This is a genomic window from Mesorhizobium sp. M6A.T.Ce.TU.002.03.1.1 (assembly GCF_003997275.1).
Taxonomy (GTDB): Bacteria; Pseudomonadota; Alphaproteobacteria; order Rhizobiales; family Rhizobiaceae; genus Mesorhizobium; species Mesorhizobium mediterraneum.
Genome location: NZ_RZTI01000099.1, coordinates 1 through 22,061, shown reverse-complemented (window position 1 = coordinate 22,061; position 22,061 = coordinate 1). Strand labels below are relative to the sequence as shown.

The following is a 22,061-nucleotide window of genomic DNA, read 5'->3' as shown; positions in this document are numbered from 1 at the left end:
CAGCACATTGGCGAGCGTGCCGATGTCGAAGATCGCATCGGACTCGGGATCGTCGTCGGCGGCATTCATCTGGGTCGCAAGCAGGATCTGCTTTTCCTGACCCATCACCTCTTCCAGCGCCTTGATCGACTTTTCACGCCCGACGAAGAGCGGAACGATCATGTGCGGGAACACCACGATGTCGCGCAGTGGGAGGACTGCGAAGACGCCATCGCTGGGAGCCTTGGATATTTTGGCCATTGTCCAACCTTTCATGTCGCGGCTTCCAATCGGCCAACCGCGAATCTCATATTAACGACCGAGGATCGTTCCGCCTACCACCGTTTGTCACGGGAGTTTTACAGCACAGAATTCGGCACCCCGGCCTTCCTCAGTTAGTTGGAGGCACGGGGGGCAAAGATCAAGGGTCAACACGAAACCGTTCATCCAATCTGTCACAATCCGTTCATCACAAGTCGGCCCGACCGCAATAGCAAAAACGGCGCCTCGCGGCGCCGTTTCAAAAAAACTCCATTGTGCAGGCTCACGTCAGGCGCTGACGTTGCCCTTCTTTTCCTTCTGCTCGGAATAGATGTAGAGCGGCCTGGCGTTGCCGGACACCACCTCTTCCGAAATAACCACTTCGCGCACGCCTTCCAGCGCCGGCAGCTCGAACATCGTATCGAGCAGGATCGCTTCCATTATCGAGCGCAGGCCGCGCGCGCCGGTCTTGCGCTCGATGGCGCGCTTGGCGATCGCCGACAGCGCATTCTCATGGAAGGTCAGGTCGACATTCTCCATCTCGAACAGCCGCTGATACTGCTTGACGAGCGCGTTCTTCGGCTCGGTCAGGATCTGGATCAGCGCCGGCTCGTCGAGGTCCTCCAGCGTCGCCAGGACCGGCAGACGGCCGACGAACTCGGGAATGAGGCCGAACTTCAACAGATCCTCAGGCTCGACCAGGCGGAAAACGTCGCCGGTGCGGCGATCCTCGGGCGAAGCGACCGTGGCGCCGAAGCCGATCGAGGTCTTGCGGCCGCGATCCGAAATGATCTTGTCCAGGCCGGCGAAGGCGCCGCCGCAGATGAACAGGATGTTGGCGGTGTCGACCTGCAGGAACTCCTGCTGCGGATGCTTCCTGCCGCCCTGAGGCGGCACGGAGGCGACCGTGCCTTCCATGATCTTCAACAGCGCCTGCTGGACGCCCTCGCCCGACACGTCGCGGGTGATCGAAGGATTGTCCGACTTGCGCGAGATCTTGTCGATCTCGTCGATGTAGACGATGCCGCGCTGGGCGCGCTCGACATTGTAGTCGGCCGACTGCAAGAGCTTCAGGATGATGTTCTCGACATCCTCGCCGACATAGCCGGCCTCAGTCAGCGTCGTCGCATCGGCCATGGTGAAGGGAACGTCGATGATGCGGGCCAGTGTCTGCGCAAGCAGCGTCTTGCCGCAACCGGTCGGGCCGATCAGCAAAATGTTGGACTTCGCCAGCTCGACGTCGTTGTTCTTGCCGGCATGCGCGAGACGCTTGTAGTGGTTGTGGACGGCCACCGACAGCACGCGCTTGGCGTAGGGCTGACCGATGACGTAGTCATCGAGAACCTTGAGGATCTCCTGCGGGGTCGGCACGCCCTCACGCGACTTCACCATCGAGGTCTTGTTCTCCTCGCGGATGATGTCCATGCAGAGCTCGACGCATTCGTCGCAGATGAACACCGTCGGGCCGGCGATCAGCTTGCGCACTTCGTGCTGGCTTTTGCCGCAAAACGAGCAATAAAGCGTGTTCTTGGAATCACCGCCGTTGCTGCCGACCTTGCTCATTTTCATGTCCTTTCATAGCCGCCCGCCGATGGTCTGGTTGAAAGGGCGCATATTCAAATCTATCGCGGGAAATCGCCGCCGCCAGTGTCCCGGCTCCCGCAACGCATTCCATACGAAACACATATCAGAAAACGTCGCAATGATTCGCACCAACCCCGCACAAAGCTAAGCCGTCGAAAATCAACATAGGCTTAACGTAGGCAATTGCTCCCGTCGAGGGAACAGCCAATTGTGGCCGAAATGCCGCAAGCGGCGTCAAAAGCGTGTTTTCCCACCATCCAGCTGCCACCAAGCTTATGCGGCGGCAACCTCAGCCGGCTCGCGCGACGAAATGACCTTGTCTATGAGGCCGAAATCCTTCGCCTCGTCGGCGGTCATGAAGTGGTCGCGGTCGAGCGTCTTTTCAATTTCGTCATAGCTCTTGCCGGTGTGCTTGACATAGACTTCGTTGAGACGACGCTTCAGCTTGATGATGTCCTGGGCGTGGCGCTCGATGTCGGAAGCCTGGCCCTGGAAGCCTCCGGAAGGCTGGTGGACCATGATGCGGGCGTTCGGCGTGGCGAAGCGCATGCCCTTCTCGCCTGCGGTCAAGAGCAGCGAGCCCATCGAGGCCGCCTGGCCGATGCACAGCGTCGCCACCGCCGGCTTGATGAACTGCATGGTGTCGTAGATCGCCATGCCGGACGTGACGACGCCGCCAGGCGAATTGATGTAGAGGTTGATTTCCTTCTTCGGATTCTCCGCTTCGAGGAACAGGAGCTGCGCGCAGACCAGCGTCGCCATGCCGTCCTCGACCGGGCCGGTGATGAAAATGATGCGCTCTTTCAGCAGCCGCGAGAAAATGTCGTAGGCCCGCTCGCCGCGATTGGTCTGTTCGACCACCATCGGAACGAGGTTCATGTAGGTTTCGACGGGGTTCTTCATGGACTATCCCTTTTCAAAGGTGGGATTCCGGCGCCGGGAGATTAGCAAGTCGGGCAGAATCGGTTCTGGATCGTTGTCCTGTAAATAGGATGTCGGCTCACCCTAGCGCAAGGCCGCCTCTCCTAGCCATCCGGTTAAGTCGAATCAAGCTTTCTGCGCAGGATTCGCCCGAAGCTGCGCCGGCAGCCTTCTGCTGCTCTTGAAGCGGCGCCGCCGCGTAACACTTTCTTAACCGCGTCGCTTAACGAAATGTCTCGAAACTGCTTTCCCGCGATACGGCTCCCCCTACAATTCAACGTTGAGTTTGCTCTGAAGGCTCAACAGGGGCGTGCCATGATCAGGCTACTTCGGCCCGCAGCCACGCCCTTAAACCGGCGACGTCGCCATTGCCGATGGTCGCCGCTACGCGCCTGCCGACAGCCGCGCCGAACTTGTAGCCGTGGCCGGAGCAGGCCGAGACAACAAGGCATCTGCCCTTCTCATGCGCCAGGAATTTTTCGTCGGCGGTGAAGGTGTAGGCGCAGGTGACGACTTCGGTCACCCTATACTCCTCGATACGGGCGATCGGCGGCGAAAACAGGTTGCGGATCGCCTCGCCCTCGCCCGCCACCGGCTGGCGGTTCCAGTCGGCGTCGCTGGTCGGCACCCTGTGCAGGCCGGAGCCGAATTTCATGCCGGCGCCGCCGGAGGGCGGGATCACGTAGCCATCGACAGCACCGCCGACATCGAGGATGACCGGGGCCCCTTGCCACGCCGCTTTCAGGTCCGCCGGCGGCTCGACATAGGCAAGCGCGGTGCGCCAGGTCTTCAGTTCGCCGTCTAGTTCCGGAAACAGTTTTAGCACCCAGGCGCCGGCGGCGATGACGATGCGGTCGGCTTGCATCGTCTCGCCGCTTTCAAGCACGATGTGGCCGGCCTCAACGTCGATCGTCGTCACCTTGCTGTTTTCATAGACGTTGGCGCCGTTGGCCCGCAGCCAATTGGCGAGTCCCGCCGCGATCTTGCGGCAATGCAGTGCGCCGCCCTCCGACGAGAAGAAAGCGTAGCGAAAACTTCCGCTCTCGAGGAACGGCCAGCGCGCAACGGCCTCCCCCGGCTCGATCATCTCGAAGGGAAAATTGCCGGCCGCCAGCCCGTCGCGCATCTGCTCGGCGTCGTCACCCTCGTCGCGCGAAATGCAGATGAAGCCGCGCGGATCGAGATGGTTTTCGCCGAGATCAACCCACATCTCGTCCCAGGCCTCATAGGCTTCGGTGATCAGCCGGCCATAGCCCATAGCTGCACCATAGGCGCGGCGGATGATGCGGTGATGGTCGCCCGAGGCGGCAAGCGGATTGGGAATCGGTCCCTGCTCGACGATCGTGACCCGGTGCCCGGCCTTGATCAGCGACCACGCGGTCGAAAGCCCTGCAATGCCTGCGCCAACCACGATCACATTCATCAAAACCGTCTTTCCGCAGCCGCGCCGGCTGGCTCAATGCATTGGGCTATCGGGCGCCAACATACGGTCTGGCGCCAAGCTGGCAAGCCGGGCTAATGATCCAGAATGACCGATTTGGTGCCACCAACTTACCTGGCCTTCGATCGAGCCACCCGCCATATGCGGCTCGATCCACACGAGCCGGCTTTCTTCCAGAATCCCTATGAGGCCTATGCCTTCATGCATGGCGCATCGAATGTCTTCTTCTGGGAAGAGTTCGGCTTTTGGTGCTTCGGCGGCTTCGACGACGTCAACCGGCTGCTGCGCGACCGCCGCTTCGGCCGCCAGAACCCGGCCGGCGTCCCCGACAGAAGCGGCATTGGCCAGGACCGCACGCATCTCAACGCCTTCGACGGTATCGAGGCGAATTCAATGCTGGAGCTGGAGCCGCCCGTTCACACCAGGCTCAGAACGCTGGTCAACCGCGCCTTCGTCTCGCGTCAGGTCGAGCGGCTTCGGCCGCGCGTCGAGGCGCTCGCCAACGAGCTGATCGACCGTTTCGAACCGGACCAGGTCGATCTGCTGCCGGCTTTCGCGTCGCCGTTGCCGATCACCATCATTGCCGAGATGCTCGGCGTGCCTGTCGAGATGGGGCCGCAGTTGCTCGACTGGTCGCATCAGATGGTCGCCATGTATATGCATGGCCGCACACGCGAAATGGAAGAGACGGCCAATCGCGCCGCGCGGGATTTTTCGGATTTCCTGCGCGGCTATGTTGCCGAGCGGCGCAAAAACCCCGGCGACGATCTGTTGTCGCTGCTGATCTCGGCGCAAGACGATGGCCAAAAACTCTCAGAGGACGAACTGGTGTCGTCGGCCATCCTGCTGCTCAACGCCGGCCACGAGGCGACCGTTCACCAGACCGGCAATGCGGTGCGCTCGATCCTCGCGCAAGGCGGCGACCCGCGCCGCTTCTTCATTTCTGCGGAAGCGACCGCGGCGACCGTCGAGGAATGCCTGCGCTTCGACGCGCCGCTGCACATGTTCACGCGTTATGCCTATGAAGAGATCGAGGCCGGCCCCGGTGTCATCGTGCGGCCGGGCGAGACGATCGGCCTGCTGCTCGGCATGGCCAATCACGACCCGGCGGCCTTTGCCGAACCTCTCGCCTTCAGGCCGGATCGCGCGGACCAGAAGAACGTCTCGTTCGGCGCCGGCATCCATTTCTGCATCGGCGCGCCGCTCGCCCGGCTCGAATTGCAGGTGTCGCTGAAAACCCTGTTCCAGCGCCTACCGCGGCTGCATCTCGCCGGACAGCCGCGCTTCCGCGACTCCTATCATTTCCACGGGTTGGAAGCGCTCGCCGTGCGTTTTTGAGAACAGCGGACCTAAGGCTGAGATCGCATGACTGAAAAGATGAAATTCGCTTTTTTGCAGGAGTCTCCGTTCTGCTTCACCGACGCTTCCGGAGATGTCTTCGGCTGCGACGTCAAGCTCGCACAGAAGGTTTGCGAAATATTGGGGCTAGGGACCTTTTTGCCCATCGAGACCGAGTTCGCCAAGCTGCTTCCCGGACTGGCCAAGGGCGAGTGGGATATGACCACCGGTCTGTTCGTTTCGGACGAACGCAAGAAATCCGTCGACTTCACGCGACCGATCTGGGTCTTGCAGGACGGGTTGCTCGTCGCGAAAGGCAATCCGCGCGAATTCAGCGGCTATCGATCCATCGCCGCAGATGAGGCGGCGTTGATCGCCGTCATATCGGGCCAGGTCCAACATCAGACGGCTTTGCAAAATGGCGTTCCGCCCGAGCGGATAAGAATATTCGCCACGCAAGCGGGCGCGGCCGATGCTGTCGCTGCCGGTGCGGTGCATGCCTATGCAAGTGTCGCCATGGCGCATCGAGGCTATCTGGCTCAGCATTTCAACGCGCCTCTTGCGGTCATCGACGTTCCGGCAGCCGAAAAACAGCCGCCGGCGCTTTCGCTCTCGCCAAAGACAATGCGATCCTGCGCCAGCGCATCGATTCATGCCTGGACGATTTGCTGGGAAGTCCCTGGCACCGGGACATGATGGCCGAATACGGATTTTCCGACGGTGATATCGATCGGCTTTTGTGAAAGCGCCATGCAAGTGATCAAAGCTTGATCACATACTCCTTGCGCGTCATTTCAAGCACTTCCCAGCTTCCTCTAAAACCCGGCCTGAGCACGAAGCTGTCGCCGGCCCTGACGGTGCGCGCCTCGCCGCCCTCCTCGGCGATCACTGAAACGCCCGACAGGATGTGGCAGAACTCCCACTCGTCATACTCGATGCGCCATTTGCCCGGCGTCGCCTCCCAGATGCCGGCATAGAGCCCGCCGTCGCGTTCCTCGACATTCCAGGTGCGAAACTTCGGATCGCCCGAGATCAGGCGACCCGGCGCCGGCGCCCCAAGTTCCGGCTCGACACTTTCGACATTGACGGAGAGAAATTTCGGCTCGGTCATCGAATCTCCTTCCAGTGGGGATCAAACCTTGGCGAGAGCCTGTTCCAGATCGGCGACGATGTCGTTGACATCCTCGATGCCGACCGAGAGCCTGACCGTATCTGGCCCAGCGCCAGCCGTAACTTTCTGCTCGTCCGACAATTGCCGATGCGTGGTCGATGCCGGGTGGATGACCAGCGACTTGGTGTCGCCGACATTGGCGAGGTGCGAGAACAGTTCGAGCGCCTCGACGAATTTGATGCCCGCCGCATAGCCGCCCTTCAGGCCGAAGGTGAACACCGCACCGGCGCCAAGCGGCGAGTATTTTTTCTGTAACGCATTATTCTTGTCGCTGGGCAGGCCGGGATAGGAGACCCAGGCGACCTTGGGGTGGTTGGACAGCCAGGCGGCGACAGTGACCGCATTGTCGCAATGGCGCTGCATCCTGAGCGGCAGGGTTTCCAGGCCGGTCAGGATCAGGAACGCATTGAAGGGTGAGATCGCCGGACCCATGTCGCGCAGGCCAAGCACGCGCGCGGCAATGGCGAAAGCGAAGTTGCCGAAGGTTTCGTGCAGGACGAGGCCGCCATATTCGGGGCGCGGCTCCGACAGCATCGGATATTTGCCGGATTTCGACCAGTCGAAGGTGCCGCCGTCGACAATGGCGCCGCCGATCGAATTGCCATGGCCGCCGATGAACTTGGTCAGCGAATGCACGACGATGTCGGCGCCATGCTCGATCGGCCGCACCAGATAGGGCGAGGCCAGCGTGTTGTCGACGATCAGCGGCAGGCCGTGCTTGCGGGCGATGTCGCCGATCTTCTCGATATCGACGAAGACACCGCCCGGATTGGCCAGACTCTCGATGAAGATCGCCTTGGTCTTTTCATCGATCTGGCTTTCGAAGGTCGATATGTCGTTGGTGTCGGCCCAGCGCACCTGCCAGCCGAAATTCTTGAAGGCGTGGCCGAACTGGTTGATCGAGCCGCCGTAAAGCCTTGTCGCGGCGACGAAGTTGTCGCCGGGCTGCATCAGATTGTGGAAGACCAGCACCTGCGCGGCATGACCCGACGCCACGGCCAGCCCTGCCGTGCCGCCTTCGAGCGCCGCGATACGCTCTTCCAGCACCGCCTGGGTCGGGTTCATGATGCGGGTGTAGATGTTGCCGAAGGCTTTTAGCCCGAAAAGCGAGGCGGCATGGTCGGCATCGTCGAAGACAAAGGAGGTCGTCTGGTAGATCGGCGTGGCACGCGCGCCGGTCGCCGGATCGGGCTTGGCACCGGCATGGACGGCGAGCGTGTTGAAACCGGGCGTGCTGGTCATCGAATACCTCCCTTTGAACCTTCTGAAAATCGCCGGGCATTCTTGGCGAAGCCCGGTCACGAATGCAAAGAAGAAAATGCCCTTCGACGCACGTTCTGTGATCGAGGCGCGAGAAAATGTTCCGATTACCGGAATAAATTTCCGTCTCGAGCCTGATCCACCCCGATAGGATCGGGATGGGGTCTATCTTTCTTGTTTGACCATGATCTTTTCCGAAAACCGGTTTCCACTTTTCGGGATCATGGTCTACTTCTGGCGAACGCCGAAGCTCTGGAATCCCGGCCGCATCAGCGGCTTCTTCGACGACAGCACGCCGGAGTTGACGCCGGTCCAGCCGATTTCACCCGACAGCTTGCCATACTCTATCTTGGGGCAGCGGTTCATCACCACCTTGATGCCAGCGGCCTCGGCGCGCACGGCCGCCTCGTCGTGGCGCACGCCAAGCTGCATCCAGACGACTTTCGGCAGCGGGTCGAGCCGCAGGATCTCGTCGATGACGCCAGGCACCGCCGCGGAAGCGCGAAAGATGTCGACCATGTCGACGGGCTCGGGGAGATCGGCGAGCCTAGCATAGACTGTTCGGCCGAGGATTTCCTTGCCGGCCTGTCCCGGGTTGATCGGAAACACCGAAAACCCTTTGGCAAGCAGATATTTCAGCACGAAATAGCTCGGCCGCACATCATTGGCGGACGCGCCGACCATGGCGATGGTCTTAACCGAATTGAGGATGCCGGCGATATAGGCATTGTCGTAGGCGTCGTGGTTCATGCCTCGTCCTCATACAGAGCTTCGGCGAGAAAACCATCCGGATCGTTGCAGAAACTGCGCATCATCCGAAAATGATCGGTATCGCTGAAACCGGTCGGGTCGAGGCCGAACCGGCTGATGCGGAACAGCCGCGCGCCGGGACAGGCCATCAGCAGCGGCGAATGCGTCGCCATGATCACTTGCGCCGTGCCGGATTGGTCCATCCGCCGCAGCATCCTGAGAAGCTCGATCTGGCGCGTCGGCGACAAGGCGCTTTCGGGCTCGTCGAGGATGTAGATGCCTTGCCGGCGGCAGCGCTCCTCGAAGAAACGGATGAAGCCCTCGCCATGCGACCAGGACAGGAAATCGGGCGGAGGTGGCTTGAACGGATCTTCGAGCGCCGCCTGATCGAGATAACGGGCGACGGAGTAAAAGGATTCAGCGCGAAAGAACCAGCCGGCGGTGACTTTCGGCAGCCAGTGACCGCGCAGCGTCTTAGCCAGTGCGGCGCCGCTCGTATCGATGGCAGCTGAATGGTCGATGGGCATGTAGCCCTTGCCGCCGCCGGCCTCGTCGTATCCGGCCAGCGCGCCGATCGCCTCGAGCAGCGTGGATTTGCCGGTGCCGTTCTCGCCGACGATGATGGTGATCGGCGTGGTGAATTCGAGCTCGAAAGTGGCTGCGGAAGATCGGCAAGTTCCAGGGGTATTTTTCCCAATCTGCGACCCGCGCCGGCTCTATCAGGATGCGCTTGAGATAGGGAGCCTTCAGTCGCGTCAGTTGCTTGCGAGGAGCCATGCGGCAGCGATCAGTCCGGCAGCGAGATCGTTCCGTCTTCCGCGATCGGAAAAGCCGGATTGTGCGCCACTTCCCAGACATGCCCTTCCGAGTCGGCGAAATAGCCATACCAGCCGCCCCAGAAGGCGCGGCCGGCCGGCTTGACGATACGACCGCCGGCCTTCTCGGCCATCGCAAGCACGTCGTCGACTTCCGTGTCGGAGCGGGTGTTGTAGGCGAGATAGACCGCCGACGGCGCCTTGGAAAAGGTGATGCCCGAATCCTCTTCGGCGCTTGCGCGCGGGAACAGGCCGAGAATGACGCCGCCCATCTGGAAGAAGGCGACGCCGTCGGTGATCCCGGCATGGCGGGTCAGGCCCATCGCCTCGTAGAAGCGCGTGGCGCGCTCGAGATCGTCGACGGCGATGGTGATGATTGAGATGCGGGGTTCCATATCTAATCGTCCGTCCATTCCGGCTTGCGCTTGCCGATGAAGGCGCCAATGCCCTCTTCCGCGTCGCGTGCCAGCATGTTTTCGACCATGACGCGGCCGGTATAGGCATAGGCCTCGGCCAGCCCCATCTCGGCCTGCGCGTAGAACGCCTCCTTGCCGGTCTTCACGACCAAAGACGATTTGGCAGCAATGGTTTGCGCGTATTTGGTGACAATCTGGTTCAGATATTCGCGCGGCACCACGCGATTAACCAGGCCGAATTCCTTGGCCGTCGCCGCATCGATGGTCTCGCCGGTCAAAAGCATCTCCATCGCGTCCTTGCGCGAGACGTTGCGCGACAGCGCCACCATCGGCGTCGAGCAGAACAGGCCGATATTGACACCGGGCGTGCAGAAGGTCGCCTCATGCGAGGCGATCGCCAGATCGCAGCTCGCGACCAGTTGCGCCCCGGCTGCCGTCGCCAGGCCATCGACCTCGGCGATCACCGGCCTGGGATGGCGCACGATCGCCTGCATCAGTACCGCGCAAGCGGAAAACGTCTCCTCGAAGAATGCCTTGCCGCGATCGGCATCAGTGCGGCGCGCGGTCATTTCCTTGAGGTCGTGTCCAGCGCAGAACACTTTTCCGGCCGCTGCCAGGATAATGACGCGGACGGATCTGTCTGATTTCGCGCGGTCGAGTTCCGCCGTCAGCGCCGCCATCACCGCCAGCGACAGCGCATTGGCCGGCGGATTGGCAAGCGTGAGGCGCAGCACGCCCTTGTCCAGTCTCGCGACAACATGACCTTCGGCAACGGCCGGCTTGATGGCGACGATTTCGGCCATGTTCTCCAACCTCTTCATTGGCCAGCGGCATCGGATTCGTGGGCCATGGAACAAAAGAACTAGCACGCTGCCGATTGAAGAACAGCCTTGAGACGTGTTTTCTCAAACCCGACAATTGGCCCAGGCGTCCACCTGACCCCGTGCCGGCTCCATATAGGAAACCGCTTATGCCCGTCCAAGACAATCTCAAACCGGTGCTGACGGCGGCTGAAATCAATGCCCTGATGGCAACCGTCTACCCACAGCTCAACGACCAGTTCACCTTCTACGAGGCGATCGACGTGTTTCCCGGCGGCTGCACGGTTCGCCTGAATGCCGACGAGCGGCATTTGCGCCCTGGCGGAACGGTGTCGGGCCCGTCGCTGTTCACACTGGCCGATATAGGCGGCTATGTCTGCGTGCTTTCACATGCCGGGCCGGATGCGCTTTCGGTCACCACCAATCTCAATATCAATTTTGTCCGCAAAGCCGAGGCCGGCCCGATCGACGGCCATTGCCGCATCCTGAAGCTGGGCAAAAGCCTGATGGTGTTCGATATCGACATCATCGCCGGACCGGACGGACACACGGTAGCGCACGCGACGGGAACCTATTCGATCCCGCCGAAGAAGAGCTTTCAATCGCAGGCCTGATTTGCAGGACGGATACGTGTTTTCCGCTCGTTCCAGACGACCCCTACGGAACGAAATGTCCGACAACACGTTCGCAGGCCAATCAGGTCCGCAAAAAACATGCCCGAACTTCCCACTTTTCTGGCATTCCTGGTCGCCGTGCTCGGCTACCAACTGTCCGGTCCGGGGCCGGACATGCTTCTGGTGATCAGCCGCGGTATCGGACAGCGCTGGCGGGCAGCACTGGCGACTGCAACCGGGTGCGTTTTCGCAGGCGTGATCCAGATTCCGCTGCTGGCAATGGGACTTGCATCGCTGGTCACGTCCTCGCCTGTCGCGTATGGCCTGCTGCAACTGCTCGGAGCGGCGTACTTGATCGCAATCGGGACGAAGTTCTTGCTCACGCGCAAGGGAGCGGAAAGAAACAGCATCGTCGCAGCCAAGGAGGGAGGTTTGGCAGGTGCCTTTCGGCAAGGCATGATCTGCAACCTGACCAACCCTACCGCACTGGTTTTCATGCTCGCAGTACTGCCGCAGTTCGTCCATTCCTCCACAGGATCGCCGGCGATGCAATTTATCGTGCTCGGGGCCACGATGAAGGCTACTGGCCTTGTGGTCCTGGGAGCTGTAGCCTTGGCCTCAGGCGCCGTCGGTCGCTGGCTGGCACGCAACGCCGGTTTTCTTGTCTGGCAAGAACGCCTGGCTGGTGCGATCATGATCGCTGTCGGGATCAAACTGCTAATGGCCGCGATTATTCCGGGACGGCGCTAGTCAAATTGTCGGATTCAAATGCGGTATAATAATACCTCAAAGCTAACCTGTTGATTTGGCAAGGTAATCCTTCTGAGGTGGTCAGAAATGCAACTTGACTGGCTAATCCCCCTCGCCTATAAGCCCTCACGGAACCGCGGCCCGCAAAGGCCGCCGTTTTGTTATTGGCGGCGGGCAAGCGCTCGGCGCCAATCCAAGCAACAAGAAACGCCTTCCCTTGTCATTCGTGAATAAGGGACGGTCCGAACCGAAAGCAACAAATCCATGACAACCTTTTCGCAGAAGCCTGCGGATGTGGTGAAGAAGTGGGTGCTGATCGACGCCGAGGGTCTCGTCGTCGGCCGTCTCGCCACTGTCATCGCCAATCATCTTCGCGGCAAACACAAGCCCACCTTCACCCCGCATGTCGACGACGGCGACAACGTCATCGTCATCAATGCCGACAAGGTGGTGTTCACCGGCAAGAAATTCACCGACAAGGTCTATTACTGGCACACCGGCCACCCCGGCGGCATCAAGGAGCGCACCGCGCGCCAGCTGCTCGAGGGCCGTTTTCCCGAGCGTGTCGTCGAGAAGGCCGTCGAACGCATGATCCCGCGTGGCCCTCTCGGCCGTCGCCAGATGAAGAATCTCCGCGTCTATGCAGGCACGGAACATCCGCATGTCGCCCAGCAGCCCGTCACGCTCGACGTGGCCAAGCTGAACGCCAAGAACAAGAAGGTTTCGTAAAATGGCTGAGCTTTCCTCGCTCGCAGAACTCGGAACTGCCACCGGCAACACCAACACGCAGCCGGCTGCACCCGTCCATGTCCAGAAGCTCGACAAGTCGGGCCGCGCCTATGCCACCGGCAAGCGCAAGAACGCCATCGCGCGCGTCTGGGTGAAGCCCGGCTCCGGCAAGATCGTCGTCAACGACAAGGTGTTCGCCGAATATTTCGCGCGTCCGGTCCTGCAGATGATCCTCAACCAGCCGATCATCGCCGCCAACCGCGCCGGCCAGTACGACATCGTCGCCACTGTCATCGGCGGCGGTCTCTCCGGCCAGGCCGGCGCCGTGCGCCACGGCATCTCCAAGGCGCTGACCTACTACGAGCCGGCGCTGCGCGCCGTGCTCAAGAAGGGCGGCTTCCTGACCCGCGACAGCCGCGTCGTCGAGCGCAAGAAGTACGGCAAGGCGAAGGCCCGCCGCTCCTTCCAGTTCTCGAAGCGCTAAGCGCTGCGCAGCTTCAGACATTCGAAAGGGCCGCCTCCGGGCGGCCTTTTCTTTGGCGATTACTAACCTGGCCCAAATTCAAGGCCGATCAGCCGGTACTTTGATGAAGTCGATGAACGCCCGCAACGGCGCCGGCACGAGACGCCGGCCGGGGTAATAGAGGAACGGCCCGGGGAAGCTCTGCCACCAAGGTTCGAGGACGGGTTCGAGCGCACCGCTCTCGAAGTAAGGGCGAAGCCAATCCTCGAAGAGGCTGACAATGCCGGTGCCGGCGATGGCCGCATCGACGGCGAGATCGGCCGCTCCGCCCAAAGTCACGAGAAGCGGCCCCGTCGGATCGACCCGCACCACCTCGCCGCCACGCTCGAATTCCCACGGCGGCATCGCACCGCTGGCGAAACGGCCGCGCAGGCAAGCGTGGCCGAGCAGGTCGCGCGGATGTTGCGGCCGGCCATGGCGGTCCAGATAGGCAGGGCTGGCGGCAGTGGCGAAGCGCTGCACGCGCGGTCCGATCGGCACCGCGATCATGTCTTGCTCCAGCCGCTCGTCGTAACGGATGCCGGCATCGCAGCCGGCCGCCAGCACGTCGACAAAGCTCTCCTCGGCGATCACCTCCAGCCGGATACCGGGATAGGCGGCGAGGAAACGCGGAACAATGCTGGGCAGCACCAGCCGCGCGGCGCTGACCGGCACGTTGAGGCGCAATGTACCTGCCGGCCGATCGCGGAAGCCGTTGACCACGTCAAGTGCTGTCTCGACCTCGGTCAAGGCTGGGCCGAGCCGGGCCAGCAAGCTCGCACCCGCTTCAGTCAGGACGACGCTGCGGGTCGTCCTGTTGAGCAGCCTGACACCGAGCTGCGTCTCGAGGCGGCGCACCGCCTCGCTCAAGCCCGACGCACTGCCGCCGCTGGCACGGGCGCCATCGCGAAAACCCTTGGCCCGCGCCACGGCCACGAAGGCGTTCAGATCTCCGAGATCGATCTTCATTGTTCGGTATTCCGTACAGCCCGTGCGGAATGTAGCCAATTATCGTGAGATCGGACAGCGCCTATCTCAGCTTCATCTTGAACGGAGATAGATTATGTCCAGCATCGACCAGTCCGGCTCATTCACTCTCGGCGACCGCACCGTGAAGCGGCTCGGCTACGGCGCCATGCAGCTCGCAGGACCCGGCGTATTCGGTCCGCCCAAGGATCACGACGCAGCCTTGGCCGTGCTGCGCGAAGCCGTTGGGCGCGGGGTGAACCACATCGACACCAGCGACTTTTACGGCCCGCACGTCACCAATCAGCTCATCCGTGAGGCGCTGGCGCCCTATTCCGACGATCTGACGATCGTCACCAAGATCGGTGCGCGTCGCGGCGCGGACGGCTCGTGGCTGCCGGCCTTCTCTCCAGAGGAGCTGACGGAGGCGGTGCACGACAATCTGCGCAATCTCGGGCTCGACATGCTGGATGTGGTCAATCTCAGGATCATGTTCGACGCACATGGTCCGGCCGAAGGGTCGATCGAGGCGCCGCTCACCGTGCTGGCCGAGCTGCAGCGACAAGGCCTGGTGCGCCACATCGGGCTAAGCAATGTCACCTCAACGCAGGTCGAAGAGGCGCGGCGCATCGCCAGGATCGTCTGCGTGCAGAACCAATACAATCTGGCCCACAGGGGCGACGATGTCTTGATCGATGAACTTGCTCGTGACGGCATCGCGTACGTGCCGTTCTTTCCGCTCGGCGGCTTCAACCCGCTGCAGTCGTCTACCCTATCCGGCGTCGCTCAGCGCCTGGGCGCCACGCCGATGCAGGTCGCGCTCGCTTGGCTGCTCCGTCGCGCGCCGAATATTCTTTTGATTCCAGGCACCTCGTCGGTCGCGCATCTCAGGGAGAATCTCGCCGCAGCCGAACTGGATCTGCCGGAGGACGCCGTGAGCGAGCTGGACGGCGTAGCGATGGCTGCCTGACGGCGGGCTGGTGACCATCCAAGCGGCTCCTTGCCCGCTTCGATCCAGTCTAGTTGATGCTAGCGGTGTTCGCCGGCTCCGCTGACCGCGCCTCATCAGGATAAGGCACGCGGTAGCCATTCGCCGCCAGCCAGTCTATCGCCGCTTTCGGCTCGTCGGTCTGGATTATGGTGGCGCCGCGCTCGGCCCAGAAGCCGTACGTCTCGCGCGGCAGGCTGGCGAGCACCGCCAACTCGTCGCCGCGACCGCCGGCAAGGAAGCCGCCCGGCTTGTTGACGATGGCGTAGGTGTTGGCCCAGATGTGCCAGTCGCCCCTTATCGCCGCTGCGCGCATGCGGGGGCTGAACAGCGGGCCACCGGTCTCGGTCAGCGTCTCCGACCCCGCGCGCCAGTTGATCATCTCGACCGCGCGCGGCGAAAAGGTCCCGCTGACCTTCTCGGCGAAGCGGGCGTCACGAACCGCGTCGTCGGCAATGATCGGCATGAACTGGAAACCACTGCCGATCGCGCCCATGGCGGCCTTGACCGTGGTGATCCGGGCCGGGTTCCACAAGTTTTCCTTGACGATCACCTGCTCGGCCATGCCCAGTTCGCGCGCGACCGCGATCATGCCGGCCAGGCTGTCGACATCGAGCTTGTTGTCGATGTTGATGAGGATCCTGTCCTTTGTCGCCATCAGCATCTCGCGCAGCGTCGAGACCGGCTCATCGGTGACGGCGCCGGTGCCTTCGATCACCAGCCTGCAGGTTTTGAGCTCGGCCAGCGTGCGCTTGACCACCTCGCCCCTGCAATTCGTCGTGCGGTCGAGCCAGCTGTCATGCATGACGACGAACTGGTCGTCCTTCGAGCGCCTGACGTCGACCTCGACGATTTCGGCACCAAGCGCGATCGATGCCTCGACGGCGGCGATCGAGTTCTCCGCATAGAGCGTCTTGCGGGCCTGCATGCTGCCGGCGCGGTGTGCCGCCACCATGACGTGGTCGCGCCACTGGTTGGCGTGTTCGAAACGGTCGAGAATCTGTCTGGCGCGTGTTTCGCCTGCCGATGCCGAGCCTGTGAAGAGCGCCAAGGCGACGGAAAGCAGAAGGTTCAGCCAGGTCGTTCGCATGAGAATCGCTCCGTACCGGATGGAGACCCGGTTAAGCGACTCACGTGACAGCCCAGTGAACGAAGCCGGCTTCGCAAATGCCGGAAAGTCCGGTCAATGTCGGTCGAAGCGGCCGTTCTGCGACCTCGAATCATAACCGCAATCAGCAGGTCGCCGGCAATCAGGTTGCCGAGATCGATGCCGCCGCTGTCGCGGTCGGTGTGGCCGACACCGTCCGACGATGGGAGGCTGGCTACTTTCGGTTGCATTCATGCTTAGCTAGACAATTCCCGCGCCAGCCATGCAGGCTCACCTGGCAAGCAAGAATTTGTGACCGGGCTCGAATGACCATGGCCCCGGAAGGGGTCGCATTTCTGAGAATTATGTCCAATAAGGTTGCGCCTCGACGCACAGGAGATCGCTTCATGCCGAACAGCAACATCGACCACGCCTTCACCGCCCGGGCCAAGACGGGCGCGTCCTTCGAGCCGACCTATGCCGGCGCGCTGTCGTTCATGCGGCGCAAATACACGAAGGACGTGAAGGGCGCGGACGCCGTGGTGTGGGGCATCCCCTTCGACGCCGCCGTCACCAACCGGCCGGGTGCGCGCTTCGGGCCGCAGGCGATTCGCCGCGCCTCGACCATCCTCGACAACGATCCGCAATATCCATTTTCGCGCGAGCTGTTCGAACATCTCGCCGTGGTCGACTATGGCGATTGCCTGCTCGACAGCGGCAACCACCAGAAGACGCCAGGGACGATCGAGCGCGAGGCGGCAAAGATCCTGAAATCCGGCGCCTTCCTGCTTTCGCTCGGCGGCGACCATTTCGTCACCTGGCCGCTGCTCAAGGCGCATGCCGCCATCCACGGACCGCTGGCCCTGGTGCAGTTCGACGCCCACCAGGACACCTGGCCGGACGATGGCAAGCGCATCGATCACGGCTCCTTCGTCGGCCGTGCGGTGAAGGAGGGCATTATCGACCCCGACCGTTCGATCCAGATCGGCATCCGCACCCATGCGCCTGATACCTTCGGCATCAAGATCCTGTATGGCCACGAAGTCGAGGAAATGCGCGCGTCCGATATCGCCTATGCCATCGTCGACCGCACTGGCGGCAAGAAGGCCTATGTCACCTTCGACATCGATTGCCTGGACCCGGCCTTCGCGCCCGGCACCGGCACGCCGGTTGCCGGCGGGCCGTCCTCGGCAAAAATCCTGTCGGTGCTGCGCCAGATCAATCAGGTCGATATCGTCGGCGCCGATATCGTGGAGGTTGCGCCGGCCTATGATCACGCCGATATAACGGCAATTGCCGGGTCGACGGTGGCCATGCACTATCTCGGGCTCCTGGCGGAACGAAAGGCCCGGCTCGAAGATCTGAACAGCGGCAATCACGTCGTAGCCGCATTGAATCAGGCAAGCGGCATATAATTTTGAGATAACAGGAATTCAGGCAGGCAATGAAACCGAAAATCTTCATCGACGGCGAACACGGCACCACCGGTCTCCAGATCAGGGCGCTGCTTGCCGAGCGCGGCGACCTGGAGATCATCTCCATTCCGACCGAGCGCCGCAAGGAAACGGCAGCTAGAGCCGAGTTCCTCAACGCTGCCGATGTCGCGATCCTGTGCCTGCCAGACGCAGCCGCGAAAGAAAGCGTCTCGCTGATCACCAACGACACCACAAGGGTCATCGATGCCTCGACCGCGCATCGCGTGGCCGAAGGTTGGGAATACGGTTTCGCCGAAATGGACAAGGAGCAGGCGAAGACAATTGCCAGGGCGAAGCGCGTCGCCAATCCCGGCTGCTGGCCGCAAGGCCCGATCGCGACGCTGAGGCCGCTGGTGGCGGCCGGGCTGTTGCCGCCGGATTTTCCGATCACCGTCAATGGCATTTCGGGCTATTCGGGCGGCGGTCGGCCGATGATCGAGGATTATGTCGCCAAGGGCGAGGCTGCGTCGGAATTCCTGCCCTACGGGCTAACCCTGCAGCACAAGCATGTGCCGGAGCTCAGGACCTATGCCAAGCTGTCGCATGACCCGATCATGCAGCCGGCGGTCGGCAATTTCGCGCAAGGCATGATCACGGTGGTGCCGCTGCAGCTCGGCGGGCTCGACTATGTGCCGACCGGCGCCGAACTTCATGCGGCGATCGCCGACCATTTCGCCGCCATCGATGGCGGCGTGGTCGAGGTAGCGCCCTATGAGCAACTGGAGCGCGTGCCGGAGATCGATCCCGAAATCTACAACGGCACCAACCGGATGAAGCTCTATGTCTTCGCCAATGACGACAGGGCCCAGGCGATGCTGCTCGCCGTCTACGACAATCTCGGCAAGGGCGCCTCGGGTGCTGCCGTGCAGAACATGGATCTGATGCTCGGCCTCAAGCACTGAATGGACGCTCCGGCATTTCCAAAACGCTGGAACGTCAACGCGCCAGAACTGATCGCCGAGACCTTCAGCAGCCGCATCTGGAAGGTTGTTCGCCAGGACGGCTCGCCGGCGATCGTCAAGGCCCTCAAACCTTTCGATGACGTCGAAGACGAGTTGCGCGGCGAGCATTTTCTTGCCTGGCGGCGCGGCGAAGGCGCGGTGCGGCTGCTTGGCAGCGACGGCCACTGCATGCTGCTCGAATATGCCGGCGAAACCTTGCTGTCACAGGTTCTCACGGAGCAGGGAGACAATGCCGCCACAGCAATCGCGGCCGAAGTGATGGCAAGACTGTTCTCGCCATCTGACCACCCTGCCCCACCGGATCTTCAGCCGCTGCGGGCACGGTTTTCCAGCCTGTTTAAGAAGGCGAAGACGGATCGCGACGCCGGCGAAAAGAGCCCCTATGTCGAAGCGGCTGCGACCGCGGAACGGCTGTTGGCGGATCCTGTCGACGTGCTGCCGCTGCATGGCGACCTGCATCACGACAACATCATGCAGGGATCCCGCGGCTGGCTGGCGATCGACCCGAAGGGCGTTCTCGGCGATCCCGGTTTCGATGCGGCGAACATGTTCTACAATCCGCTCGACCGCGACGACCTTTGCGGTGATCCCCGGCGGATTGCCCACATGGCCGAGATCTTCGCCACGACGCTCGGCCAGACGCCGGCCGCAATTCTGGATCATGCCATCGCCTATGGCTGCCTGTCGGCGTCATGGCATCATGAGGACCGCAACGCGGTCGAGGAAAACCGCGAATTGTCCATTGCCACGGCGATCAGGACGGTGCGGCTCAGCCTCTGACGGCGATCTGGTTGGGCAGTGGATAAGCGCCTTTGGTGCCGCGCCAATGCGCTGCGGCAAAACCCAGCAGGATAAGCGCGAACGCCTGATGCGTCAGCGCCATATGCAGCGGCACCTGCATCAGCAGCGTGCCGATGCCGATCAAGGCCTGCGCCAACACCAGCAGAAACAGCAGCGTCGCGCGACGCGCATGCGTTGTCTCAGGCTGGCGGCGGTGCGTCGCGATCATGTGCCAAAGTGCTGCGACGAAGATCGTGTAGGCGCCGAGCCGGTGGATGAACTGCACCGTCTTCGGGCTCTCGAAGAAGTTGCGCCATGCCGGATCTAGGATCAACAGATCGCCGGGGATGAGCTTGCCGTCCATCAGCGGCCAGGTGTTATAGCTCAGGCCGGCATCGAGCCCGGCGACCAGCCCGCCGAGATAGATCTGGATCAGCGCCAGCAACACTAGAAAGCCGGCCAGACGCTGCGTCGAACGGTCGGCGGCGGGCTCGGAATGAGGCGCGAGCCCTCGCGCCACCACCATGGTCGCGGTGAAGATCAGCGCGGCCAGCGTCAGGTGCGTTGCCAGCCGGTATTGGCTGACGGAAACCCGGTCGACCAGCCCTGACGCCACCATCCACCAGCCGATCGTTCCCTGCAGGCCGCCGAGAAGGAGAATCCCGGTAAGCTTCGGTCCAAGGCCGCGCTCGATGCGGCGCGTCGCCCAGAAAAACACCAGCGGCACGGCGAAAACCAGACCGACACCGCGCGCCAGAATCCGGTGCACCCATTCCCACCAGAAGATCGATTTGAACGCTTCGATGCTCATGCCCTTGTTGAGCTCGGCATATTGCGGGATCTGCTGGTAGCGCTGGAATTCCCCCTGCCATTCGGCGTCGTTGAGCGGCGGGACGATGCCGTGGATCGGCTTCCATTCGGTGATCGACAGGCCGGATTCAGTGAGCCTGGTGGCGCCGCCGACCAGCACCAGGACAAACAGCACCAGAAGCACGACGTAGAGCCAGCCGCGCACCAGCGCCCGGTTGCGCAGGTCGCGGTCGCGGGCCACGAAAGGCGCGGCAGCTGATATGGCAGCCATAGGCTTGTCCCGGCAGGTTGCAGTCGCGGATTGGTGAACCATCGCGACCCTGCTGGCAAGACCGGACAGCGCGGCACGCCGTCGCGCTGCTTCTTGCGGGTTGCGTGTCTCTTTTGTTGGGCCTAAGCGATAAGGATTAACGGGATCGCGAAATGCCCATTCGCCTGAAGAAGCTGATCGGAACAGTCCTGCTGGTGGCGCTGGTTATCGTCTATGCGCTGGTCGCATCGATCGTGGCGGTTGCCCAACTGGCAGAATCGGGACCGTGGGCGCATTTCCTGTTCTTCCTGCTCAGCGGCATGCTCTGGGTGCTGCCGGCTATGGGCATCATCAAATGGCTGATCCTGGAGCCGCCGCGGCCAAAGAATTGAGGCTCGCCGCCGTTAGATGGTGAAAGCCTGACGCTTGCTACCCGACGTGTAGGGCAGCTCAGGGTGGTTTTCTGCCTTCCGTGTCGCCGATCGGAACGCGCAGGCAGCGCCATGAGCGGACATTTCGGGGCGCTCGGTCAAACTCTGGCTTCCAATGCTACAACGGACATTTGGCCGTGTGGTTAGCTGGGCAGTTGCCGCATCTTGGCTGTCTGCCCCTTCGCTAGTCTGCACCGTCCGTTCTTGCCCTTTCGATGAATTTGCCCGCGACGGCTTTACCGAGCGCGACGCCTGCCGTGTTGTCCATTTCGTAGTGGATGCCAGCCCAGATGCGGGAATCGCCCGCCTCCTTGCCGACCGCACGAATAAATTCCGCATGGCCGGGGAACAGGTACGCAAGGACCTCGCATCGGGCAGTCGAGAGCGTGGAGTGGTTCGACGGATAACTGGGATGGCCCGGCACCGCAAACAGGGGAGTGATGCTCCGGTCAAGCATGTTGGGCCGCAGGTACCAATACGCGTACTTCCCGTCGTTGCTTGCAATGAAGGCGTCGTAGTGGACCGTTGCAAGCAACGCGTAAGCCCGTGCGGCGCGCGGGGGGTTCGAATCCGTCTTGTCCTCGGACATCCATTTGCTGGCATAGTCATACCAGTCGGTGAACAGGCCGGATGGACTTTGCCAGTAGAACGCTTTGTAGTTGGTTGGAAATTTCCGCTCGAACTGTAGAACTGAATCAACCTCGGCCTTCACCGTCTCCGACGCACAGTCGGGTGGAGCCGGTGGCCTGAATTCATTGGCTGCCTTCAGCAATATCGGCTTCCAGTTCGGCATGGTTGCATTACCCGGTTTGTCTCCGACCCACATGCACGGCCCGGTCGGCACCGTACCGGTCCAAACGGCGTCGGAGCCATCGGCCTTTGCCCGTGCAATCACCTGCTCTGCCACGCGTCGCCCCAATTCCAGGCCGGCGGAAGAGTCGCTTGGGAATTGGTCACCGG

At 62.1% G+C, this 22,061-nt stretch carries 24 protein-coding genes and 1 pseudogene; 11 read left to right on the top strand and 14 right to left on the bottom strand.

Annotated elements, in window-relative coordinates; genetic code table 11:
• From EOC93_RS24235 to EOC93_RS24220, 4 genes are all read right to left on the bottom strand, one after another.
• Nucleotides 1-240 (bottom strand): LON peptidase substrate-binding domain-containing protein (locus EOC93_RS24235; RefSeq protein WP_164759260.1); only part of this gene is annotated, 240 nt, incomplete at its 3' end.
• Between the two features lie 288 nt (nt 241-528).
• Nucleotides 529-1,803 (bottom strand): ATP-dependent Clp protease ATP-binding subunit ClpX, encoded by a 1,275-nt coding sequence (clpX, locus tag EOC93_RS24230; protein WP_095485846.1) that lies wholly within the window; start codon nt 1,801-1,803, stop codon nt 529-531.
• A 294-nt stretch (nt 1,804-2,097) separates the two neighbouring features.
• A complete protein-coding gene (clpP, locus tag EOC93_RS24225) occupies nt 2,098-2,727 on the bottom strand; it encodes an ATP-dependent Clp endopeptidase proteolytic subunit ClpP (protein WP_095485814.1) in 630 nt (209 codons plus the stop codon).
• Between the two features lie 337 nt (nt 2,728-3,064).
• Complete coding sequence (locus EOC93_RS24220; RefSeq protein WP_127205856.1) at nt 3,065-4,168, bottom strand: FAD-binding oxidoreductase; 1,104 nt, start codon at nt 4,166-4,168, stop codon at nt 3,065-3,067.
• 105 nt (nt 4,169-4,273) lie between these two features.
• Between EOC93_RS24220 and EOC93_RS24215 the strand changes: the two genes are divergently transcribed.
• Both EOC93_RS24215 and EOC93_RS24210 read left to right on the top strand, forming a co-directional pair.
• Nucleotides 4,274-5,524, top strand: a complete 1,251-nt coding sequence (locus EOC93_RS24215) for a cytochrome P450 (protein WP_127205855.1) — start codon at nt 4,274-4,276, stop codon at nt 5,522-5,524.
• Between the two features lie 27 nt (nt 5,525-5,551).
• Nucleotides 5,552-6,220, top strand: a complete 669-nt coding sequence (locus tag EOC93_RS24210; protein WP_245461525.1) for a transporter substrate-binding domain-containing protein — start codon at nt 5,552-5,554, stop codon at nt 6,218-6,220.
• A gap of 64 nt (nt 6,221-6,284) precedes the next feature.
• Here the strand turns inward: EOC93_RS24210 and EOC93_RS24205 are convergent, their stop codons facing one another.
• The 6 genes and pseudogenes from EOC93_RS24205 to EOC93_RS24180 form a co-directional block, all read right to left on the bottom strand.
• Nucleotides 6,285-6,635 carry a cupin domain-containing protein gene (locus EOC93_RS24205; protein WP_095485810.1) on the bottom strand — a complete coding sequence of 117 codons (351 nt, stop codon included), beginning with the start codon at nt 6,633-6,635 and terminating at the stop codon, nt 6,285-6,287.
• 21 nt (nt 6,636-6,656) lie between these two features.
• Entirely contained in the window at nt 6,657-7,937 is a 1,281-nt protein-coding gene (locus EOC93_RS24200) for an O-acetylhomoserine aminocarboxypropyltransferase (RefSeq protein WP_127205854.1), read from the bottom strand.
• 246 nt (nt 7,938-8,183) lie between these two features.
• Complete coding sequence (locus EOC93_RS24195) at nt 8,184-8,705, bottom strand: CoA-binding protein (RefSeq protein ID WP_127205853.1); 522 nt, start codon at nt 8,703-8,705, stop codon at nt 8,184-8,186.
• A pseudogene (locus tag EOC93_RS24190) lies at nt 8,702-9,482 on the bottom strand (AAA family ATPase). Before EOC93_RS24190 ends, EOC93_RS24195 begins: the two are co-directional and overlap by 4 nt.
• A gap of 10 nt (nt 9,483-9,492) precedes the next feature.
• Nucleotides 9,493-9,915, bottom strand: a complete 423-nt coding sequence (locus EOC93_RS24185) for a VOC family protein (RefSeq protein WP_127205852.1) — start codon at nt 9,913-9,915, stop codon at nt 9,493-9,495.
• Nucleotides 9,916-9,917: 2 nt separating this feature from the next.
• The gene (locus EOC93_RS24180; RefSeq protein ID WP_127205851.1) at nt 9,918-10,739 is read right to left on the bottom strand and encodes an enoyl-CoA hydratase; all 822 of its coding nucleotides are present in this window, start codon (nt 10,737-10,739) and stop codon (nt 9,918-9,920) included.
• Nucleotides 10,740-10,906: 167 nt separating this feature from the next.
• Here EOC93_RS24180 and EOC93_RS24175 point away from each other — a divergent pair, with 167 nt between their 5' ends.
• From EOC93_RS24175 to rpsI, 4 genes are all read left to right on the top strand, one after another.
• Nucleotides 10,907-11,371, top strand: coding sequence for a PaaI family thioesterase (locus EOC93_RS24175; RefSeq protein ID WP_127205850.1), 465 nt, complete (start codon nt 10,907-10,909; stop codon nt 11,369-11,371).
• 99 nt (nt 11,372-11,470) lie between these two features.
• Complete coding sequence (locus EOC93_RS24170; protein ID WP_127205849.1) at nt 11,471-12,121, top strand: LysE family translocator; 651 nt, start codon at nt 11,471-11,473, stop codon at nt 12,119-12,121.
• Between the two features lie 264 nt (nt 12,122-12,385).
• Complete coding sequence (rplM, locus tag EOC93_RS24165) at nt 12,386-12,850, top strand: 50S ribosomal protein L13 (RefSeq protein WP_091591498.1); 465 nt, start codon at nt 12,386-12,388, stop codon at nt 12,848-12,850.
• Nucleotide 12,851: 1 nt separating this feature from the next.
• Nucleotides 12,852-13,334, top strand: a complete 483-nt coding sequence (rpsI, locus tag EOC93_RS24160; protein WP_023717316.1) for a 30S ribosomal protein S9 — start codon at nt 12,852-12,854, stop codon at nt 13,332-13,334.
• A gap of 78 nt (nt 13,335-13,412) precedes the next feature.
• Here the strand turns inward: rpsI and EOC93_RS24155 are convergent, their stop codons facing one another.
• Nucleotides 13,413-14,321, bottom strand: coding sequence for a LysR family transcriptional regulator (locus EOC93_RS24155; RefSeq protein WP_127205848.1), 909 nt, complete (start codon nt 14,319-14,321; stop codon nt 13,413-13,415).
• Between the two features lie 94 nt (nt 14,322-14,415).
• Between EOC93_RS24155 and EOC93_RS24150 the strand changes: the two genes are divergently transcribed.
• Nucleotides 14,416-15,288 carry an aldo/keto reductase family oxidoreductase gene (locus EOC93_RS24150; protein WP_127205847.1) on the top strand — a complete coding sequence of 291 codons (873 nt, stop codon included), beginning with the start codon at nt 14,416-14,418 and terminating at the stop codon, nt 15,286-15,288.
• Between the two features lie 49 nt (nt 15,289-15,337).
• On the opposite strand, the gene EOC93_RS24145 is transcribed toward EOC93_RS24150, so the two are convergent.
• Complete coding sequence (locus EOC93_RS24145) at nt 15,338-16,396, bottom strand: glycerophosphodiester phosphodiesterase family protein (RefSeq protein WP_127205846.1); 1,059 nt, start codon at nt 16,394-16,396, stop codon at nt 15,338-15,340.
• Between the two features lie 404 nt (nt 16,397-16,800).
• On the opposite strand from EOC93_RS24145, the gene speB reads away from it, so the two are divergent.
• The 3 genes from speB to EOC93_RS24130 are packed head-to-tail and all read left to right on the top strand — an operon-like array spanning nt 16,801 to nt 19,610.
• Nucleotides 16,801-17,808, top strand: a complete 1,008-nt coding sequence (gene speB, locus EOC93_RS24140; RefSeq protein WP_126106875.1) for an agmatinase — start codon at nt 16,801-16,803, stop codon at nt 17,806-17,808.
• A gap of 29 nt (nt 17,809-17,837) precedes the next feature.
• Complete coding sequence (gene argC / locus EOC93_RS24135) at nt 17,838-18,770, top strand: N-acetyl-gamma-glutamyl-phosphate reductase (RefSeq protein WP_127205845.1); 933 nt, start codon at nt 17,838-17,840, stop codon at nt 18,768-18,770.
• Nucleotides 18,771-19,610: an aminoglycoside phosphotransferase family protein gene (locus EOC93_RS24130; protein WP_127205844.1), complete on the top strand. Its 840-nt coding sequence runs from the start codon at nt 18,771-18,773 to the stop codon at nt 19,608-19,610.
• On the opposite strand, the gene EOC93_RS24125 is transcribed toward EOC93_RS24130, so the two are convergent.
• Entirely contained in the window at nt 19,600-20,691 is a 1,092-nt protein-coding gene (locus tag EOC93_RS24125) for a COX15/CtaA family protein (RefSeq protein ID WP_127205843.1), read from the bottom strand. The genes EOC93_RS24130 and EOC93_RS24125 overlap by 11 nt on opposite strands.
• A gap of 152 nt (nt 20,692-20,843) precedes the next feature.
• Between EOC93_RS24125 and EOC93_RS24120 the strand changes: the two genes are divergently transcribed.
• The gene (locus tag EOC93_RS24120; RefSeq protein ID WP_095485797.1) at nt 20,844-21,062 is read left to right on the top strand and encodes a DUF2842 domain-containing protein; all 219 of its coding nucleotides are present in this window, start codon (nt 20,844-20,846) and stop codon (nt 21,060-21,062) included.
• A gap of 223 nt (nt 21,063-21,285) precedes the next feature.
• Here the strand turns inward: EOC93_RS24120 and EOC93_RS24115 are convergent.
• Nucleotides 21,286-22,061: phosphatase PAP2 family protein (locus EOC93_RS24115; protein WP_127205842.1), on the bottom strand; the 776-nt coding region annotated here is incomplete at its 5' end.

Coding starts and splice junctions, on each gene's coding strand:
- clpX (WP_095485846.1), bottom strand. CDS start 1,803: ATGAGCAAGGTCGGCAGCAACGGCGGTGATTCCAAGAACACGCTTTAT.
- clpP (WP_095485814.1), bottom strand. CDS start 2,727: ATGAAGAACCCCGTCGAAACCTACATGAACCTCGTTCCGATGGTGGTC.
- EOC93_RS24220 (WP_127205856.1), bottom strand. CDS start 4,168: ATGAATGTGATCGTGGTTGGCGCAGGCATTGCAGGGCTTTCGACCGCG.
- EOC93_RS24215 (WP_127205855.1), top strand. CDS start 4,274: ATGACCGATTTGGTGCCACCAACTTACCTGGCCTTCGATCGAGCCACC.
- EOC93_RS24210 (WP_245461525.1), top strand. CDS start 5,552: ATGACTGAAAAGATGAAATTCGCTTTTTTGCAGGAGTCTCCGTTCTGC.
- EOC93_RS24205 (WP_095485810.1), bottom strand. CDS start 6,635: ATGACCGAGCCGAAATTTCTCTCCGTCAATGTCGAAAGTGTCGAGCCG.
- EOC93_RS24200 (WP_127205854.1), bottom strand. CDS start 7,937: ATGACCAGCACGCCCGGTTTCAACACGCTCGCCGTCCATGCCGGTGCC.
- EOC93_RS24195 (WP_127205853.1), bottom strand. CDS start 8,705: ATGAACCACGACGCCTACGACAATGCCTATATCGCCGGCATCCTCAAT.
- EOC93_RS24185 (WP_127205852.1), bottom strand. CDS start 9,915: ATGGAACCCCGCATCTCAATCATCACCATCGCCGTCGACGATCTCGAG.
- EOC93_RS24180 (WP_127205851.1), bottom strand. CDS start 10,739: ATGGCCGAAATCGTCGCCATCAAGCCGGCCGTTGCCGAAGGTCATGTT.
- EOC93_RS24175 (WP_127205850.1), top strand. CDS start 10,907: ATGCCCGTCCAAGACAATCTCAAACCGGTGCTGACGGCGGCTGAAATC.
- EOC93_RS24170 (WP_127205849.1), top strand. CDS start 11,471: ATGCCCGAACTTCCCACTTTTCTGGCATTCCTGGTCGCCGTGCTCGGC.
- rplM (WP_091591498.1), top strand. CDS start 12,386: ATGACAACCTTTTCGCAGAAGCCTGCGGATGTGGTGAAGAAGTGGGTG.
- rpsI (WP_023717316.1), top strand. CDS start 12,852: ATGGCTGAGCTTTCCTCGCTCGCAGAACTCGGAACTGCCACCGGCAAC.
- EOC93_RS24155 (WP_127205848.1), bottom strand. CDS start 14,321: ATGAAGATCGATCTCGGAGATCTGAACGCCTTCGTGGCCGTGGCGCGG.
- EOC93_RS24150 (WP_127205847.1), top strand. CDS start 14,416: ATGTCCAGCATCGACCAGTCCGGCTCATTCACTCTCGGCGACCGCACC.
- EOC93_RS24145 (WP_127205846.1), bottom strand. CDS start 16,396: ATGCGAACGACCTGGCTGAACCTTCTGCTTTCCGTCGCCTTGGCGCTC.
- speB (WP_126106875.1), top strand. CDS start 16,801: ATGCCGAACAGCAACATCGACCACGCCTTCACCGCCCGGGCCAAGACG.
- argC (WP_127205845.1), top strand. CDS start 17,838: ATGAAACCGAAAATCTTCATCGACGGCGAACACGGCACCACCGGTCTC.
- EOC93_RS24130 (WP_127205844.1), top strand. CDS start 18,771: ATGGACGCTCCGGCATTTCCAAAACGCTGGAACGTCAACGCGCCAGAA.
- EOC93_RS24125 (WP_127205843.1), bottom strand. CDS start 20,691: ATGGCTGCCATATCAGCTGCCGCGCCTTTCGTGGCCCGCGACCGCGAC.
- EOC93_RS24120 (WP_095485797.1), top strand. CDS start 20,844: ATGCCCATTCGCCTGAAGAAGCTGATCGGAACAGTCCTGCTGGTGGCG.